This window comes from Flammeovirga sp. SJP92, assembly GCF_001583495.1.
GTDB lineage: Bacteria > Bacteroidota > Bacteroidia > Cytophagales > Flammeovirgaceae > Flammeovirga.
This window is the reverse complement of the sequence record NZ_LQAQ01000087.1, coordinates 1-20,002: the sequence shown is the minus strand read 5'-3', so window position 1 is coordinate 20,002 and position 20,002 is coordinate 1. Positions and strand designations below refer to the sequence as shown.

At 34.1% G+C, this 20,002-nt stretch carries 9 protein-coding genes and 1 other RNA gene; 3 read left to right on the top strand and 7 right to left on the bottom strand.

The window, feature by feature from the left end:
• Nucleotides 1-4: 4 nt before the first annotated feature.
• On the bottom strand, nucleotides 5-1,876 hold the full coding sequence (locus AVL50_RS18395; RefSeq protein WP_062617952.1) for a SusD/RagB family nutrient-binding outer membrane lipoprotein: 1,872 nt from the start codon (nucleotides 1,874-1,876) through the stop codon (nucleotides 5-7).
• Between the two features lie 10 nt (nucleotides 1,877-1,886).
• The gene (locus tag AVL50_RS18390) at nucleotides 1,887-4,985 is read right to left on the bottom strand and encodes a SusC/RagA family TonB-linked outer membrane protein (protein ID WP_063850791.1); all 3,099 of its coding nucleotides are present in this window, start codon (nucleotides 4,983-4,985) and stop codon (nucleotides 1,887-1,889) included.
• Nucleotides 4,986-6,869: 1,884 nt separating this feature from the next.
• On the opposite strand from AVL50_RS18390, the gene AVL50_RS18385 reads away from it, so the two are divergent.
• Together AVL50_RS18385 and AVL50_RS18380 are read left to right on the top strand one after the other, a co-directional pair.
• The gene (locus AVL50_RS18385) at nucleotides 6,870-9,959 is read left to right on the top strand and encodes a SusC/RagA family TonB-linked outer membrane protein (protein WP_062617950.1); all 3,090 of its coding nucleotides are present in this window, start codon (nucleotides 6,870-6,872) and stop codon (nucleotides 9,957-9,959) included.
• A 67-nt stretch (nucleotides 9,960-10,026) separates the two neighbouring features.
• The gene (locus AVL50_RS18380; protein WP_082795911.1) at nucleotides 10,027-11,940 is read left to right on the top strand and encodes a SusD/RagB family nutrient-binding outer membrane lipoprotein; all 1,914 of its coding nucleotides are present in this window, start codon (nucleotides 10,027-10,029) and stop codon (nucleotides 11,938-11,940) included.
• Between the two features lie 425 nt (nucleotides 11,941-12,365).
• On the opposite strand, the gene AVL50_RS18375 is transcribed toward AVL50_RS18380, so the two are convergent.
• Nucleotides 12,366-13,907 (bottom strand): hypothetical protein, encoded by a 1,542-nt coding sequence (locus AVL50_RS18375; RefSeq protein WP_062617948.1) that lies wholly within the window; start codon nucleotides 13,905-13,907, stop codon nucleotides 12,366-12,368.
• Nucleotides 13,908-14,164: 257 nt separating this feature from the next.
• On the opposite strand from AVL50_RS18375, the gene ssrA reads away from it, so the two are divergent.
• Nucleotides 14,165-14,573: a transfer-messenger RNA gene (gene ssrA, locus AVL50_RS18370) on the top strand.
• 435 nt (nucleotides 14,574-15,008) lie between these two features.
• Here ssrA and AVL50_RS18365 read toward each other — a convergent pair.
• The 4 genes from AVL50_RS18365 to AVL50_RS18350 are packed head-to-tail and all read right to left on the bottom strand — an operon-like array spanning nucleotide 15,009 to nucleotide 19,744.
• A complete protein-coding gene (locus AVL50_RS18365) occupies nucleotides 15,009-16,718 on the bottom strand; it encodes an AAA domain-containing protein (protein ID WP_062617947.1) in 1,710 nt (569 codons plus the stop codon).
• A 3-nt stretch (nucleotides 16,719-16,721) separates the two neighbouring features.
• Nucleotides 16,722-17,756: a hypothetical protein gene (locus tag AVL50_RS18360; protein WP_062617946.1), complete on the bottom strand. Its 1,035-nt coding sequence runs from the start codon at nucleotides 17,754-17,756 to the stop codon at nucleotides 16,722-16,724.
• Entirely contained in the window at nucleotides 17,757-18,659 is a 903-nt protein-coding gene (locus AVL50_RS18355; RefSeq protein WP_062617945.1) for a hypothetical protein, read from the bottom strand.
• Nucleotides 18,659-19,744, bottom strand: a complete 1,086-nt coding sequence (locus AVL50_RS18350) for a hypothetical protein (RefSeq protein WP_062617944.1) — start codon at nucleotides 19,742-19,744, stop codon at nucleotides 18,659-18,661. Before AVL50_RS18350 ends, AVL50_RS18355 begins: the two co-directional genes overlap by 1 nt.
• Nucleotides 19,745-20,002: the final 258 nt, after the last annotated feature.

Below are 20,002 nucleotides of genomic sequence, written 5' to 3'. Positions count from 1 at the left end.
CGTTTTAGTTTTTCTTACTCATAAACTGATAAGCCGTAATAAAATCTGAAGAAGGATTCTCACTTTGGTTATCCACAGCACCATTCGCATTTGAAGGGTTTACTGTAAACTCTCTGTTTGGATAAGGGAATCTATTTGATCTGTAGAAACCTGTAATACCACCTGTATGTAATTCTACTGATTGGCTACCAGTTGCGATTGCATCGTCATCTTCTAATGGGTTTTTATCCATTACAGGAATTTGAACATGTGATTCATCTCTTGTATTTGCTTTCACAAACGACGGGTAATGTGTTCTGTTCCAAATTGCAAATGAGTTATAACCATTTCCTATTTGAGACAACCAATGTTGGTAAACGATATCTTCTAGAACGTCTCCGTTTTTACCTAAATCATTACCTACTTGATTTACGTAGTCTTGCACTGCACCTTCCCAGTTATAACCAGGGTTTGTTTGATCCTTATATAAATCTACAAATGCACTTACATAATCAGCACCACTGTAGAATGTAGGGTACTTTTTGATGGCATGCTCTACACCAGTTTTAAAGTGAGAACTGATATCTGCTGAAACCCATCCTCTTTGTGCTGCTTCCGCAATCATAAAGTGAACTTCATCTGAAGCTAAAATCATTGTTGGAGAAGTTGCATTTAAAATTGTAGCTGGGTTCACAGCCACTAACTGTCCATACTGACCACCATCTTTAAAAGTATAACCAAGGTTGTTCACAGCATTACCATCTGAATCTGTTTTCGTCATAGTATATGCTGAATATTCAATCTTACCATCTGTAATAAAGATACCTCTGTTACCATCAGGTCTGTCGCCTTCTTTTACACCACGGTAGTGAATTCTCTTGAATTCGTTACCCTCATTATCATTGTAAGCAAATGGATCATAGTCTGTATATTGATCTGTATTCAAAAATGCAGCTGTTGATGATCCTCTGTTATCAATATGTGAAGCTACCCAGAAAAGACGTGGATCTTCTTTCTCTTGCATTGAAACTAATGCGTTGTGAGAAATAAATTGATAAGACTGTCCACCTACTCTACCTTCGTTGGCTACACCAGAACCATTGACTGTTTGTCCCCAAGGACCGTCACTTTCGTTGTGCTCCAATACTGCTGATTCTGTTAAAGAAGAAATATAGTTACCTGTGCTATATGCCGCATTGAAAATCTCTCTACCTTTTGCATCATCACCTTCAGCCATGAAAAGACCGATTTTCATCAATAATGAGTTAGCTAATCTTTCCCAAGCGGCCGCATTGCCAGAGAAGTAAAAATCATCTGAGAATAATTCACCTTGAGAAAGGTTCTCTCTTGCTTCAAGAAGTTCTTCAGCCATTGCCTCAAAGATCTCTTGCTGTGTATCATATTTTGGATATAAAACACCTTCTGAATAACCTTTACCTGCTTCAGAGTAAGGAACATCACCATACATAGCAGTAATTCTCAAGAAGTTAATCACTTTTACAATTGAAACTTGTGCTAACTTACCTGTGTTATCTACCCCTTCTTCATCCATTCTCTTGTTAAGACGAACTTGGATATCCTCAAGGTTCTTCACGATATCACCATAGAACAATGCCCAAGTTGCTTCTGTGAAAGAATCACTTCTGTTGAAACCTTGCCCTTGCGTATATTGAGGGTTAGCTGTTAAACCTGACATTGGACCTGCCATAATCAAGTTACCTCTGTATCCTTCATGACCACTTGAAAACAACTTGGCTTGGATAAAAGTAAACTGGTACTTTGGATCCATATCACCACTTGTATAGTCGTTGTCATTCATTTCACGGAAAAGATCCGTACAAGAAGATGTAAGGGCTGCTAAAGCCACTACGAATATATTTATGATTAATTTTTTCATGAGATGTAGATTAGAAATTAGCGTTTAATTTGAAACCAAATGTTCTAGGTAGAGGCATGTTAAACATTTCAATACCTTGACCGTTACCTGATGTAAATGATGCCTCAGGGTCAATATTTGGTGTATTTCTCCATAAGTAACCTAAGTTGTTACCATAAGCAGTAAATGCTAAGTTTCTGAATGGAGTGTTCTCTAATGTTTTCGCTGGTAAGCGGTAAGAGATTGATACTTCTCTTAATTTGATGAATGATGCATCATAAACGAAATGCTCATCAATTAAAGCCACTTGTCTATAGTATAATTCTGGATCAACTGAACCATTGAAAGGCTCACCACTTTCTAATACTAAGTTACCAGGGTTCCAGCCGTTACCGTAGTAGAAATCATGTCTACCTTCAATCGTATCCACGTGCTTACCACTAGAGTACATTGATGCGTTTGTCTGCGAGTAGATCTGACCACCAAACTTACCATCAATCAATACTGATAATGAGAAGTTTTTATAGTTGAATGTGTTTCTTAAACCTGCCATCCAAGGTTGAATAGAGTTACCAATTTCTGAAACTTCATCTGATACTAATGGAAGACCGTTCTCATTTACTACAACATGTCCTGCATCATCTCTCACATACGTTTTACCCATAATCACACCGTAAGCTTGACCAGGAATCGCTTGAACTGAAACTGATCCAGATGTTGGCATTAGTAAGTAAGACTCTACTCCTTCTGTCAATGAAACTACTTGGTTTTCATTGTAAGCCGCTGTCACAGTCATATCCCAACGGAAGTTGTCTGTTTGAACTGGGCTGTAATTGATCATTAATTCCACACCTCTGTTTTGAATTTCACCAGCGTTAATTAAAGCTTGGTTGTATCCTGATGCGTTAGAAACGTCAACTGGTAAGATCTGATCTGTTGCTACTTGATTGTAGTATGCGATATCGAAACCTAATTTATTGTCGAATAATCTTAAGTCTAAACCAAATTCATAAGAGTTAGACATTGAAGGTCTTAAGTTCTGGTTTGGAATCACAGATCCTTCGATACCACCCATTGGGAATCCAAAACCTGGACGTCCACCTAACATACCGTTTACATTATACTGTAAGTACAAGCTGTAAGGGTCTGTATCTGAACCCACTTGTGCCCATGATGCTCTCAACTTACCAAATGATAACCATTCAGGTGTATTCCAGTCCATATCTGAGAATACCCATGATGCTGAAACTGAAGGGTAGAAATATGAATTGTTATCTAAAGGAAGTGTTGATGACCAGTCATTACGACCCGAAACATCTAAGAATAAGAATCCTTTATAACCAATTGAAGCTGTAGCGTATACTGAAGCAATTGCTCTTTCGTATCTGCTGAATGCTAAGAATCTATCTGAACCTGCACCTGGATGTTGCTGATCATCAGAAATAAAGTTTACAGAACCTGCATCTGTTGCATCAATCAATTGGTGCATATACGAACCACCTGCAGTAGCATTTACATCAAAGTTTCCAAATTTCTTACTGTACTGTAAAAGGAAATCAAAGTTGTTTTCAGTACTAAGGTTTGTTCTTTCAAAAGCTCTACCTTGCTCATATCTTGGAGTATAAAGAGGATCAAGAACATTTTGTCTGAAAGATGTAACGTCTGTACCACCACGAGCAACTAAGTTAAGGTTTTCGTTAAACTCATAGTTTAAGCTTAACATACCTAACATACGATCTTGCTTGTCATAGTTTTGTACTTCATTCATTGTCCAGTAAGGGTTATTGTTGATTTGGTCATAACCTACAGGACGTCCATTTGCATCTTTATAATTGTCTCTTAACCAATCCATGCTAATTGTATTTGGAATACCCATTAAAGCATTTTGGTAGTTGTATACTGAGTTACCCATCGCCATTCTGTTATTCGCTTCCTGGTGAGTATATGTAACTCTTGAGTCTACTGTCAATTTATCATTGATCATTTTTGTTGTACCTCTCAAGTTGAAGGTATGTCTGTTGAAAGTTGAATTCTCAACATTACCTTGGTTACTCATGTTTGAGTAAGAGAAACGTACATTTGATGATTCGTTACCACCTGTCAATGAAATACTGTTGTTGAATGTTACACCAGTTCTGTATAATTCATCATAAATATTATAATGCTGAACAGTTCTTGTTTGATTGTCAAAATATTTATTAGTAGTCATACCAGGAGTAAGCATAGGACCCCACATTCTGTTACCTTCCGTAGATCTAGGATCAACAGGGAAGTCACCCATTGTACCATGAGCATATTGGTTTTGCATTGTTGGAGTAATACCAACCACATCAAAGTTTACACCTGTTGAGAAGTCAATTCCTAAACCTTGTCTTTTCTCACCAGACTTTGTAGTAATTAAAATTACACCGTTAATAGCACGTGTACCGTATAATGCAGTTGCTGCAGGACCTTTAAGTACTGACATTGACTCGATATCATCAGGGTTGATCGACGAAAGACCGTCACCTGTATCAATACCACCGTTGTCATGGTCATCTGCATTTTCGAAGTTAGAGTTACTCATTGGCACACCATCCACTACATATAATGGTTGGTTTGAACCTGAAAGTACTGCATTACCACGAATTGTTACGTTTGACGATGAAGCTGGACCTGAAACTGGAGTAATCTGTACACCAGCTACTTTACCATTTAATGAGTTCATTAAATTGGCTGATGAATTTTCACCAATATCATCTGATTTCACTTCAGAGACTGCATAACCAAGCGATCTTTCTTCACGCTTGATACCAAGTGCTGTAACAACCACTTCATCTAATTCTTCTGCGTCTGCTTCAAGACCTACTTGAATATTATCAGCGTTAGAAACATTAAAATCTGTAGTTTTATAGCCTATAAATGAAAATGTAAGTGTATTATTCTCAGGAGATGGAATGACAACAGAGAAGTTTCCATCAAAATCTGTTACCGCTCCAAGTGTTGTTCCTTTAATCAAAACATTCACACCTGGCAATGGAGAGTTGTCGGCCGCATCTGTAACCGTACCTGTGACAGTACGTTCTTGAGCATACAATGCGCCTGTTGTAAGCATAAACATGCTTAACAGCATTAAGTAAAATTTACTCATTTTCAGTATTAGATTAGTGTAGTAGTTAAAGTTGGCCTTAGCCAAAAATAATTTTTTGAACCATGCTATCGCGTCAATGTCCATTGACTGCTAGAAATTACATTGTATTGATTTTAGAATTTCGTTGGTTTTAGCATATGGTCTAGTTCTATAGCATTTGAATAAATAGCATTACTCCTTTTATAAACCAAAAAAGCAATATCTATTTTACATTAATTGATACCTGAGTTAAGTGTAGAAACTCTTCTGGTTAAACTTGTAAAAATTCTTCATTTCTTATTATTGAGATTTTGTTTATAATGTGTATAACATCGAGATTAAGTCGGACAACTTTAAAAGTGTCTTGTTTACATTACAAATGTAGCATCATGCACGAATAGGCACAACGTAATAAGTTTTTTTAGTATTAATTCGCAAATTTATAGTTAAAAACAGGTAAATAGGCGTGAAAAATTTAATAAACAAGCATAAACAAGAAAATATATGCATGTTTTGAGTATGAACTTAATATTAACGAGTGAATTTTTAGTGCTCCTTTTTACTCATGAAAGTCATTTTTAGATTGAATTATAGAACACTTTTAGAAGAATAGTTGAGAAGCTTTTATTACAAGCATTTGGCATTGTTTCTTTCCTGATAGCTTAAATTTGTCTAATAATGCGAAATCATGAAAACTACTAGCTAGAAATCGTATAGATTTAAGTTGTCAATATTAAATATCACCTTCATTAAGATTGAGTTAGCATTATCAAGTGATATGTATCGAGAAATCTTCAAGTGCATTTTTTACTTATCTTATAATGAAAATCTATTGTTATAGATAAACCGGTCTCTTTCAAACAATGAACATTTTCTTCTAAAAACTCCCCACACTAACATTGCACAATATCAAACAATACATTTTCAATGATGTAAAATTAATTTCATCTCAAAAAAATAGGGTAAAAAGACCAAGTATTGAAGAGGAGCTTTTTTAATTACTTTTCCATTCATGCATAAATAGGCACACTGAAAAAACACCATCTATTTTCACTTTTTGGATCAAAAAATTAAAATAAACACGCCTGAATAACACTACTCACAAAAGGTATAGTAGCTAATAACAATGTTTATAACATCTTTAAAATAATATTAGCATTTTTTATTAAGGTTTAGAAAAACGATACAGAAACACTGTTTTTTAATGATTACAAATGAATATCGACACTATAAACAGGCATATCAAAAGCAAAAACACGCATCAATGTGCATTGTGTTATTGTATTTTCAAAAACATCGTATACATTTGCGTTTATAATACACTTCTAAAGTGTTTATAGACAAACAAGTTATATCAAAACATACAGAGTTTATATTTTTACTAGATTTTTATTTAGATACCTTAATACACTGTAAACTAAGTTTTCGTTGTTTATAGTATTTAGAAATCAGGAGATTTCTGATGATATGAAGGACACGAATGACGCTTACGCTTAACATTCGCGCCAGTGAGTTTTCTACCATTATAGTTTGGTAGTGCTCTCCGGCCTTGAAGGGAAAAGCGTTAAGAATTTCATGAATTGAGCCTTTAAAAATGATTTTCCTGTTTGAGCTTTAGCGAGTTTAAAATCATTTAGGCGAAAGGAATGGAATTTAGCTTTTGACTTCTAAGCCTTGAATTTTTTGCTTCGTTTTTGTTTCAAGACAAAAATGAAGAAGAAGGAAGGTTGAAAGTAGAACCTTCAAAGCTCGTAGAAATGTTGCGTGAAAGTTGACGATAATTTAGTTTACAGAGTACTTAAGTTACGTTGAATGAATTTTTACTGCATTTTTTTCTGTTAAACCTAATGAATGCACGATATACACTCTTATTGTAAACTATTTTATTAACTCACTTATCGTAAAATGAAAAGAATTTTACATTCCATCAGTGTGATGGTTGTACTGTTCATGACGTGTATGCTTACACTTCATGCACAGGAACAACTCATCAAAGGTTCTATTAAGGATGCAATGACAGGTGAACCGCTTATTGGTGCGTCCATTAAAATCAAAGGGACTTCAAAAGGATCAATTACCGATATGGATGGTAATTTTGAACTCCAAGCCACTCCCACAAGCCTGTTGCAAGTCTCGTATATCGGTTATAAAACCACAGAGATCAACGTCAACAACCAAAATGTCATTTCAATCAAGCTGGAGCCTGATGCTACAGAAATGGAAGAATTAGTGGTGGTTGGACTTGGTGTTGAAAGGGATGAAAGATCGTTAGGTTACGCCGTTCAGGAAGTTTCTAGCGATGATCTTGGCGCCGTCACTTCTTCTTCCAACGTAATGAATAATTTGGCAGGTAAAGTGGCTGGTGTTCAGATCAATCAGGTTGGCGGTTCTCCGGGTTCTTCATCCAATGTGGTCATTCGTGGTAACGCTATTCTAGACGGTTCCAATCAACCGTTATATGTAATAGACGGAATCCCGATGAACAACTCCAACGTATCCAATGCCAATGATGGTGACAGTGGCGGTATTGATACGGGCGACGGTATGTCGGGTATCAATGCAGAAGACATTGAATCCATCAACGTTCTGAAAGGACCTGCCGCTACGGCCATCTACGGTTCAAGAGGTATTAATGGTGTAATTATGATTACAACCAAATCTGGCAAAGGTGGACAGAAAGGAATCGGGGTGGATTTTTCACACTCGTCTACCATCAGTACTTTAGGCATCACCCCTGACAATCAAGAAGAATATGCTCATGGTACCAATGGCATGTTTCCTACTGATCCAAGACGTGATTATGGGATGTGGGGCCCCAAAGTGACGCCAGGATTAACTACTGACAAGTATTATGATGGAGAAGAAAGAACAGTACAGTTTTATGACAACTATGATTTGTTCTTCAAGCCTTCTTATACTGCCAATACCAATGTTGCTTTGACAAAAGTATCGGATGCAGGAACACTTCGTTTCTCGTATTCCAACATGTCCAACAATGGCAACACGGACAACCAAAGCTATGAGAGAAATACTTTTTCTTTAAGAGGCACAAGTGATATTACGGATAAATTCCACATTGATGCTCGAATGAATTACATCAAAGAGGAAGCCTATAACAGACCATACATGGGCAACAACGTCAATAATTACATGAGCAATATGAATGCGATTCCAAATACGTATGATATTACTTGGATGAAGGATTATAAAGATGATGAGGGGCGCCCTATCGGTTATAATGAGAATAATGAAAACCCTTATTGGACCATGTATGAAACCAAATTTCATGATACAAAAGATAGAATTTTGGGTATGGCTTCTGCTACTTATGATATCACTGACCATTTGAAAGTACAAGGTAGAGCAGGTACAGATTATACTGCTTGGAGAGCCGATGTATTAGAGCCTTTGTATACACCTTGGTATGAATCTGGGAGAGCGTATGAGAGAACACAGCTAGACAGAGAAGATAACTTTGATGCAATGTTGATGTATGACAATCAGTTTGGAAAATTTGATGTAGTAGCCAATGTAGGTACTTCTTATATGCATATTTACAGAAGATATTCTGATACTGGTTCTTCTAATTTCTCAGATCCATTACAGCAAAACCCTCAATCGGGCTCCGACCGTTTTGCCTCTTACAATACTTATGAAAAAGCAATCAGTTCAGTTTATGCCACTGCGTCTATTGGTTATGATGGTTACTTGTTCTTAGATGTTTCAGGTCGTAATGACTGGTCTTCAACACTTCCATTAGACAACAATTCTTATTTCTATCCATCCATCAGCGGTTCTTGGGTATTTTCGGATATGGACTGGACAGTACCTGATTGGCTGACATTTGGTAAAGTGAGAGCATCATGGGCAAAAGTAGGTTCAGATACCGACCCTTATATGTTGCAACAATACTATCAAATTGATGGTCAAACACAAGACGGTCTTCAAACAGGTGCTATCTATGGCAATACCATCAACAATAGTCAGTTGAAACCTTCAATGCAGACTTCATATGAATTGGGTATGAACTTAAGAATGTTTGACGACCGTGTGAATTTAGACATGACTTACTATAATTCAAGTTCTGTTGATCAGATTATGAAAGTACGTATTCCGGAATCATCAGGTTATGAAGATGCCATTATCAACGCAGGTGAAATCATCAACAAAGGGGTGGAAGTCGCATTAGGGTATCATGTAATTAGAAAGCAAGACCTGAACTGGCATACACAAGTCAACTTTGCTTACAATTACAATGAAGTGGTTTCCTTATCAGAAGGTGTGGATCAGTACTTAGTAGGTGAAGGCCCTGTCAATATTGTGGCAGCACCCGGTCAAGCTTACGGAACAATCATGGGTACCGCTTATAAGAGAGATGATAATGGGAATATCATTGTGAATGAAGATGGTATGCCAATGGTAGAAGACGGATACCAGCAAATTGGTAATGGTGTACAGCCATTTATGGTCGGCTGGGTCAATCAATTCCAATATAAGAACATCTCTTTCGGCATGGTGATCGATGCAAAGTTTGGCGGTGACATTTACTCATCTACCAATGCCAATATGTACTCTAATGGTAAGCATCAAGACACTGCTGACGGAAGGAATACAATGCATGAAACTGGGGTATACAATCCTGGCGGAATGGTTTATGAAAACGGAGAACCTTTTGAAGGATTCACAACAGACCAAGACCTTCAAAACTATTATCAAACCACAGCAGGAATTGATGAGGCACACGTTTATGATGCTTCTTATATCAGAATCAGTGAAATCTCCGTGGGGTACACTTTCCCTAAAACAATGGTTTCAAGTGCAAAAATGCAAAACCTTCAGTTGTCTTTTGTAGCTTCTAACTTAGGTTACTTATGGAAAAGCACTGACAACATTGACCCTGCCGCTAGTTTCTCTTACGGTAATGCTCAAGGTATGGAAGTAGGGTCTTACCCTCTGCCTAGAACATTCGGTTTAAAACTAAACGCTAAATTTTAATTAATCCATACACTTCTGCCACTTGTGAAAAGCAGGTGGCGGAACTACCTATAAATTGATAAAAACGATGAAAGCAAACCAACTATTTTTGGGGGCTGTTTTAGCCACAAGTATGTTTTCTTGTACGAATAAATTTGAAGAAATGAACTCAGATCCTTGGGCTTCTGATGAAATGAACCCTAAGTATCAGTTCACTCATATTCAAAACAAACCTTATACAGACGGAGGTGAAGCATGGAGAACTCAAATCATCATGACAGGCCCAATGTCTCAAGCCACTGGTAACTTGTACGCGGCAGGAGAAGCATTTAGCACCTCTTATAAAGAATGGGCCTGGAACAACATCTATAAAGATGTGATGAAAAACGTAGCTGATCTTGAATCCAAACTTCCTGAAGCTTCCGCGCAGTTAGGTCAAGTGAAAATCATAAAAGTGATTGATATGATGAAAGTCTTGTCTCTTTATGGAGATATTCCTTACACAGAAGCAGGACTTGGCTATGTGGAGCATATTTTATACCCGAAATATGACACGCAAAAAGAGGCCTTAGAAGCAATGGTTGTCGACTTAAGAAATGGTAGAGATTGGGTGGCAAACGGTGAAACCTTCACTGATGATTTTTATTATAGAGGTGATGCTTTAAAATGGCAAAAGTTAGCCAACGCTATGCTTATGAAAGTGGCACTTTATATGTCTGAAGGCGATGCTGGAAGAGCTAAAGAAATTTTTACTGAAGCTTTTAATCACAATGCAGGTTATATTTCTACATTAGACGAATCTGCCAAATTAGAGCACTCATTAAACGGCGGTCCTTGGGGACAGCACATGAATGGAGTTGGTGCCAGCATGACTTCACAAGTGGGTGGTTTTGCTTATGGTTATATCAGTGAAACTTCCTTGAAATCCATGCAGTCCCGTAAAGACCCGCGTGTATTCTGGCTGGTGGGTATGCACGATTACTCTTCTTCCCCTTCTACCATGGTGATTCCTTCTAAAGATTTCGATCCATTTGAAATGGCTGAGGAATGGGGAACTGCTTATAAACCTGTCTCTTTAAGAGGTACAAGAATGGGTGATCAAGATGGTCAGACGGCCGTTTTTGCAGTAGAACCGGATGGCGATATCGCAAATGCATCACCTGTCAATGCAGGTTACTTTGCCAGAATGAATGATGGACAATTAAAAGTCAATGATAAATATGCACTAGCTGATGGTGGTGATAAGTTTATTTTCGCTTCGCTGAATAACATGACTGTGTTCAATCCACTTTCTCCAACCATCATCATGGGTTCTGATGAAGTACACTTTATGATTGCGGAAGCCATTGAGAAAAATTTGATTGGTGGTAATTCTCAGCAGTATTTTGAATTAGGAATGAGAGATGCGTTTGATAAATATAACCGTTTCTATCCTGGGATTGAATACGTTGAAGGAGCTATTGACGCTTACGAAACAACAGAAGAAGGTAAAGGTTTTGATTACAATGCCTCTAAAGAAAGCTACATCTCCAACGAGGTATTTGCTTATGCATCTTCTACCAATAAACTAGACAACATCATCTACCAAGCGTGGATTTCTCAAATCGGGAATGGCATCAATACTTACACACTTTGGAACAGAACACATCTTCCATCGTTTGTAACTCCTGAACTGGACCGCAACCTTTATGAAAACATCGATATCCCTGTTTATAAAGTAGACCCTAGAGATGAAATCACAGCCGGCCGTCCTATGCCAGAAGTGGTAGGTTACAAAACGATTCCATTCCACTCACCGGGTACCACTTCTTATGTGAGATCAAGAAGATTCGACTACCCTAATAATGAAATGTCAAGCAACACCACCAACTATAATGAAGCTGTGGAAAGACAAAGAGCAGAAGCGAATGGCAACACAGGAATGTTCAATACTGTTGATCAATTCTTATCCTACAAAGGAACATTCTCCAATGCGAAAGGGGTGGAACTGATTAAAGAATAGCTTTTTTTTCAATTTTACAGATAGATTAGATAGAGGGATGCCGGGATATCAGACGGCATCCCTTTTTATTTCATCAAGTGCATTTTTTTCAACTTTCAATCCACATTTCTGCAAGCTTTTTATGTGCTACTTTCAAGCTTCTTTCTTCTTCATTTTTCCATTGATGAAAAACGAAGCAAAAAATCTAGGCTTTGAACGCAAAAGCTAAATTACTGTCTAATTACACATCAAAAAAGAGGTATTTTGTAATGGTCTACTAAAATGCTGTGATGTAGGGAAGTTGCATTGCAACGTCCTCACGAACCACAATACATAACCATCTACTTTTCATAAAAATATCCATTAGATTTGATAAAAACTTAGTTTACAGAGTAACAGTTTACAAACCACTAATTTTTCGTCAACCACTTTTATCCAGAACCTAATTAGAAATATGGATTCATTGACCTAACATTATTTATCGTTTCTTGATGCTGCTGAAACCATATATCATGATACATCATCCCACCATAATTATTTCTATTGAACCAATATTGCTTATTAATTTTTAATTGGAATGGCAGTACAAAGACAGATGTTTTTTTAATTGCCCCATCTTCTAACTTAAATTTAAAATCTCCCGTTTTCCCTCCTTTAGCAATGTTCAATTGTATAAATGCCATCACCTTATTATCAAAGTTTTCATTGACTTGGTTCAGCATTTCATAATCAATCACCATTCCTTTATCATCCGTATAAAAACGGACTAACAATGGTGAATACACATCATTCCAAATGAAAAAGTCCTCTCCAATAAAACTATCAAAGCGTTTATTAATCTCATTAACATCTATAGGGTTATAAGCATCCACTATGTAGGAATAAGGTTGATCATTGTATTCAATATAATAATCATTGATTTTATTTTCTTTGAGTTTGATAATTTTCTTTATTCCATCCATAGCATCTACTATACTTTTTGTGGTTTCTAGATTTGTCATACTATACTCATATACTTTTTCAGAACGATTATCTTTTGTCTTCTCTTTGAGATTGAATTTGTACCAGCTATTTCCATTATGAAATACTTCACCTGTTTCTAATTCACCTTTGGTGTAATTTGTCTGTATTGCCAATTTGTTATTGAAGAAGAATTGAGATTTCCCATGTCTAACACCTTTTTTCTTATTACTCCAACTCAAAGAATAAACTTTTTGATTGTCCATGGTAAAATACTCTTCAATATAAACCTCTTCTTCAACAGCTGTTATCAAAGAATAGTATTGAAAGAGAGAAGGATCTTTAGTTTCTCTGAAATATTGATCGAAATAAACTTTTTCATTGTTACCTAACCTATACGTTACATAAGCAAGATTAATCAACCCGCCCATGTTCTTTTCTTTATCTTTTTTATTGGCCTTTGCTATTACATTTTCATAATTTGAAAGGTAATTTTGTGCCATTGGTTCTAGGGATTTCTTTGTAAGTTTTAACTCCTCCCATCTCATTTCATCATAACGTTTTGCAATATAATTGATCTGAAAAGCCGAACCATAATTACTATAGATTTTAGCAAAGACAATCTCATCAAACTCTGCTATCAACTGTACATATGTTTCTTTTAGCCTTACACGATTTCTGAAATGTATATTTTTAGCTACAAAAAAGGAATCTACACCAATTTTCACACTTTTATATTTCTCAATTGGTATTGCTTTCATCCTCCCTTTATTTGATTTCATAGAGAACTTTCCGAGCTCGAATTTCACGAGCTTTTGTTCTATCTGCCCATTCTCTCCATAAAGGAACCCAGGCATTAAATTCTCTAAATCCTTATCAATACTAACTCTTGGTGAGAAGGTGAGTGGATCTATATATCCATGAATAGGTTGTCCTCCCGCATCAAAGATTAATCCTACTTTCTCCTGTGCGAAACAAAATACAGAGAAAGTTATCATTACGATAGTTAAAAAAATTGGTTTAGTCATAAAATTAAGTTTGAAGATTAGTGGAAGCATAAAAAATCGAAGCCCTTTATTTTGGGTTTCGTACTATTCTCATAAAATAACAAACTTAAGCCCTGTAATACAATTTAGAACTATAAAAGAGGTTGTCAAAAAAATTCAATAGTCTCAAATTCAATTAGAAAAAAACTTATAAGATTAATTTTTATTAAAATACTTCCCTAAATCAGACAATTTATCTACTTTTGTAGTCCACTCAAAAGAGAGTGGCCAGTTCACTTGGGGTCGACTGGTTTTGACAGGCTGAGATTTTGCAAGTATAAGCATGCAGGCTCATGGGATGAGAGCCTTGAAAGATAATTCCAAAATCTAGTTGGCAACAATTCGTTTGCTATGGCTGCCTAGTCTCCCTTAGGGTTGTAGACATCTGGGCTTAAATGGTTGAACGCACTTGCGTTCCCGAGCTACATCGTCCTTTGCCTTGATCTTTGGGCGAAGAATCGGCGGTGCCGTAATCATTGATCTAGTCGGATACCTGCTGTGGGTTGAAGATGAAGCTTTAAGCAGATAAGGATAAGTTTAGGTTGTTTCCGGCTGGGCTTGTCTCGAAAATTTAAGAGAAACTAAGCATGTAGAAGGCTTGACGGAGTCCTTCTCTGGACGAGGGTTCGACTCCCTCCGACTCCACTAGAAACCGCGTTTACAGTAATGTAAGGGCGGTTTTTTTGTTTTTAAGGGATAATATTGGGGGTAACATTTATTTGACCAGCTTCACTACCTTTCCTATCTGATACTTCAATTGTATTTTAAAGTATACTTCAAATCATCTTATTCTTATCGGTTGAATCTTTCTTGTAAAGTAAGATTAAACTCAAAAGCATCAGATCTCATCTATTTATATTCAAATTTAGGAACCAACACTTTAAATTATCCATTGAAATTGCATTTGAAAAGTACAATTTAAACGAAAGTAGAACCTTCGATTTTAGCTTGTTTCACTGGTGTAAGTACGTTGTCATAACAGAAGCAATAAGGGGACAACACAAGTAAAAAGTGTATTTTACCAGTTATTTACGGATGTAGTAAGGAAACGAAGCTAGACTTGAGCTTAAAATATTCAAATAGTTATATTCTTTGCAGGTACTCTACTACACTACAATCTGTATGTCTACTATTCAATATTGATTTATCGGCAATAATAACCGTATTCTTTTTTGCTCTACTTGTGGCCACATTAAATAATTCCCGGTTCAATGACCTTACATAACCAGTATTAGGAATCAGGTATAAAACATAGTCTACAGAAAGACCTTGAATTCTAGCAACAGTTTCAATTATTAAATTTGAACCAAACCCAACAGAGTGATGTGTTAACGTTTTTTGCAACTCTTTTGCTGTGGAAACGAAAAATGTCAATACTGCTACTTTTGCTTCTTTGGGTAATTGATATAACAATCTATCTACCTCTTGAATACCTACTATAGGTATTTTGGTAAATGAGTTAAAATTCATCAAATGCAAAGTCGTACCACCTTTTTTATGAAAGATATTATTATCTAGATCATCTTGATTATTAAAATCTCTATGTGAGGATTTGAGTTGATCATTATAAAACACCCCAGTTTGAAAAGCACTACGAGGACCCAATCTATAGGTTTCCTTTAAAGAATAGTAAGGATATGATCCTTCAGATAGTATAGATTTTAAACCATGTCCCATTCTATTTTTTTCTTTATTCTTAAGAGATTGTAGAACTATAGGAGGTAATTGATTTACATCTCCTATCCAAAGTTGTTTATGTCCTAATAATTTTGCCATTGAAAATGTGGCTAAAAAACCTTGACTTGCTTCATCTATAATAACATAATCAAAATGATTACAACTATTTATATAATCGACAGACGTAATGCTCCCCAAATAGAAAGTAGATAAAACAACACCTCCTTTAATAGATGATAATTCCTTTATTTTATTAAGTTTTGGAACACTTCTTTCTTCATCTAAGCTCAAGTTTAACTTGTAAATTTTTCCTTTACCTAAGGTGTCTCCTAATGATTCTTTTGAAGCAACTTCTAATAATGCCCTATTTGTTGGTGAAAGTATTAATACAGACGCACCTCTCTCTACCAATTTTGAGCATATCTCACCAGTTAGATAGGTTTTGCCAGTACCAGGTGGGCCTTGTAGTAGAAAAGTATCATTTAACTCCAATTGATCAATAATAAAATCAGCTTTAGAATTTTGCTTGATAAAAGACGGTAATCTTAAAATTTCATCTCTATAAGTTAGCTCCAAAATACTTCCTGCACTGGATTCTATTTTTTCTTTTTCAACAATTTCTTTTAAACTTTTCAGGTAATCTAAAGGAGGTGAACTTGGGCCTAATAAAACGATAACATCTTTTTTTAATTTTGATAAAAACTCTTCTTCTATTCCTTTAAAACCTGCTATATAATATTGTTTATCTAATGATAATCCATGCCAAACACAACTTAACTCTTGTTCTGCAATTTTTTCTTTGTGCAAGTCAAAATAAGAAGACTGTCCCCAATTTCGATAGTTTGCATAATGATCTGTAACCAAAAAAGCACATAAATGACTACCTATTCTTGGCAAACCCCTCTTCTTAGAAAATTCTAAAATACAATGCCCTTGTTGATTAACTCCAAAATACGATGTAATAAATACTTCATCTTCTTCAAGTAAAGAAATAGCTTTTCGATCAACAATATTTTTAAATTCTTGAATTTGAATAGCTATTTCTCTCTCATAAAATTTTATATGCTCTTTTCTTAGCTGAGTTAGATTATTTTGCTTTGATGGTAACTTTGGCATTGGTTATTTTTTGTAACAGCAAAGTGTCAATAAATCATCGACTATATTGTCATTTAATATAGGTTCGAATACTTTTTCGTACAAACCTCTGTTGTAAACTAGTTTATCATATTTCCAGAAGTCTTTATATCTGATCAAATATTGAAGAGTAAAAGGTAAATATTTATTTCTTGATAAATCTGACCAGTTTATTGTACCTAAATTATCATCTAAAATTTTGTCAGAATATTCACCATATTTGTACAGTGATGATATTCTATTTGATTTTGCTGTTTCTAAAATATATTCTTTTAGTTCAATACCTTTTTTATCATTTATTTCCTTATCTGTATAAAATCTTTCGTATAGCATGTTAGCTGAGTCCTCTGACCAGTCTATACTTTTATTTTGTAATAAATTTTTAAAGTTTATTCTATCTTTAAACTGTTCAATTCTATCAAAACTCCATTCTATTGAATTATTTTTTGACAAATAAGAAAATAAGATCTCTTTTGTTGACAATAATGTTAATAATTCATCTGAGAAAAACATATTTTCATTTTTTCCAATATCCTCATAATAAACCATTTTTGATAAGTCTAAATCAAATTTCGGATAATAATAATATTTATCATTATCATAATAATCTGGTCTCCCTTTAAAAGTATATGTATGTACATTTTTCTGAATAAGACTATCAACCAAAATATCTTTGTGTTTCAAGTATAGTTCTTTACTTAAAGGATAAGCAAAAGAAATAAGTTTTTTAAAGAAAACAGATTTATTTTCAACAAACTCTTTCCTCAATTTCTGAACAATAAATGCTTCATGTTGCCATTTCATTTCTTGAACTTGTTTCTTCATTTTTTCAAGATCATGAGTAGCTTTTTCGAGAGTTTGAAATTGTGAAATGATATCTCCACCAGAAGTATTAATATCATTTTGGAAATTATTGAAAAAATTGTCCATTCCCTCAATATTAAAATTGATATTAGAATTATTTGAGGTACTTCTTTTTACATTACTTGTAGATGTATTATTTGATTTGATTGATGGCATTTAGTCTAAAAGTTTAATTAAGTCTGTAACTATTTTATCATTGATATTATTTTCAAAAATTGTCATCCATAGATGAGTATTTTCATGTAAAATATCATAATTCCAATATTCTTTAAACTCTATTAAAAGTTCAATAGTAAAAGGAATTGAGATATTAGCACTTAAAAGATCCCAATTAATTTCATCTTTATTTTTATTAATTTCTAAAAATGAGTACTCATTAAATAAGTAACTATCTAATGACTTATAATTTGTTGCTTTTTCAATAAGAAAATCTTCGAAATTTTCTTTCCTATTTTTATCTGGTGTATTTTCAAGGAGATAGTCTATCAAATCTTTATCCCACTTTAAAAAAGGATTTTTAAATATCTCATTAAAATATAATTTTTCTATGTTACATTGTTTTAATTCTTCCAAAGAAAAAAAGAATTCATCAATGGTATCATCTTCAAAGTTGAATGTTTTCTCAAGTTTCAATGGATCTTGGAAATGATAATGTCTATATAATAGAATATCTATTTCATTAATTCTAGAAATAGAGTTTTTATTCTTCCTTAAATACCTATTAATAAACAAGAGATCAGTTTGATAAAACTTTTTTAAAAGAGAAGAAAAATTCAAGTCAGTCTTTTCAAACAGTTCCCTAAATTTATAAGTAATTAGAGCCTCATGAGGTTTTTTCATTTCATCTAATTCTAAGATAAATCCATCTAATTTAGAGATAAATGAAAATAGTTTATCTTGAGCCTTTTCAATATTATGAAATTCAGCAAGTAAATCTCCTTTGGATTCAGATAAATCTCTATTTATATCATCTATAATTGAATTAAGATTTAATACTGAATCTGGTTTATTTACTGTTGAAGGCTTTGTACGTTTCGTTGAAGTTTTTAATGAAGGCATTAGAATAAAAGTTTAATTAGTCTTAAGATCATTTCATCATTCAAAATTGGTTGAAATGCTGTATACCATACAGAGGGATTGTTTGCTAAATAATCTAGATTCCATTGATATTTATATTTTTCAATCAATTCCAAAGAGAATTTCACCCCATAATTTTGACTTAAATTACTCCAATCGTTAAGGGTTAATTCTTGAAAATTGACGTTTTCAATATTCTTATATGGATTAATATCTAATGATGAAAATATTTCACTTTGATTAATAAAAAACTCTAATGTCCATCCAGGATAAATTGTTTTTATATTTTCTGGCAAATTGTTATATAAGTAATTAGCAAAATCATTAGACCAATTCATAAATTGATTTTGTACAATATTAACCCAAAAATATTGATCAGTAATAAGTTCTTTATGCTGTTCTAATACATGAATATTATATGGAGCCAAATTGGAAGGAATATTTCTAATATTCACACCTTTCAATTCCTTATTCTTAAAAATTGAATATAAGTCCGTTCTGTGATATAACTGATTACTATATGAACAAGTCACATTAATATTGCAATTTATAAAGTATGAATGTTTAGAAATAAGTGATATATTATTTAATGGGAATTCACTATTATGTATTTGTAAACTCTTTGTACTATTATTATATGAGTAATTAAATTTATGGAATCGACTAGTTTGATAGCTAACAGCAGAATTTAATTTTATCAACAAATCAATTTCTTCAATCAAATTCTCAATTCTTATTACCTGAAATAATAGTTCTAGATTTTCTTGAAATAAGTAATTATTACAAACTAATTTGTAGAACCAAGTTTCTAAATTATTCTTTTTAAGAAAATCCTCTACTTTCGATATTATTAATTCCCTATGTGTTTTCTGATAATTATTTACTGTCTCAAGTGTAGAATTTAATTCTTCCTTTATTTTTTCTAATTTCTGAAACTCTTCCACTACACCTAAGCTTCCATTTTCTATTTCAGAAATGAGTTTTTTTAAGGTATTATTGACATTGTTAAGATTAACTTCATCCGAAGGATTGGTATTTAATTTAGTTTTTGTTTTTAATTGAGGCATATCTAAAATTGTTCTGTTTTTATCAACTTATTATTATTTACATCAAAAGTATATCTATACTTCAATTCATAAGTATTTGAAAAACCATCAACAATCATTTTATCAGGAGTCATAAAATAAAATTCATAATTATCTCCAAATTCTAGTTTCTGTATAGTTACCCCAGTAGTTCGGACTGTCTAAGTGGAAAAGATAATTATCTTTTTTTGAGAGATTCAGCTTCAAACCTTTTATTAAAACCCATTTTATGATTTGTCA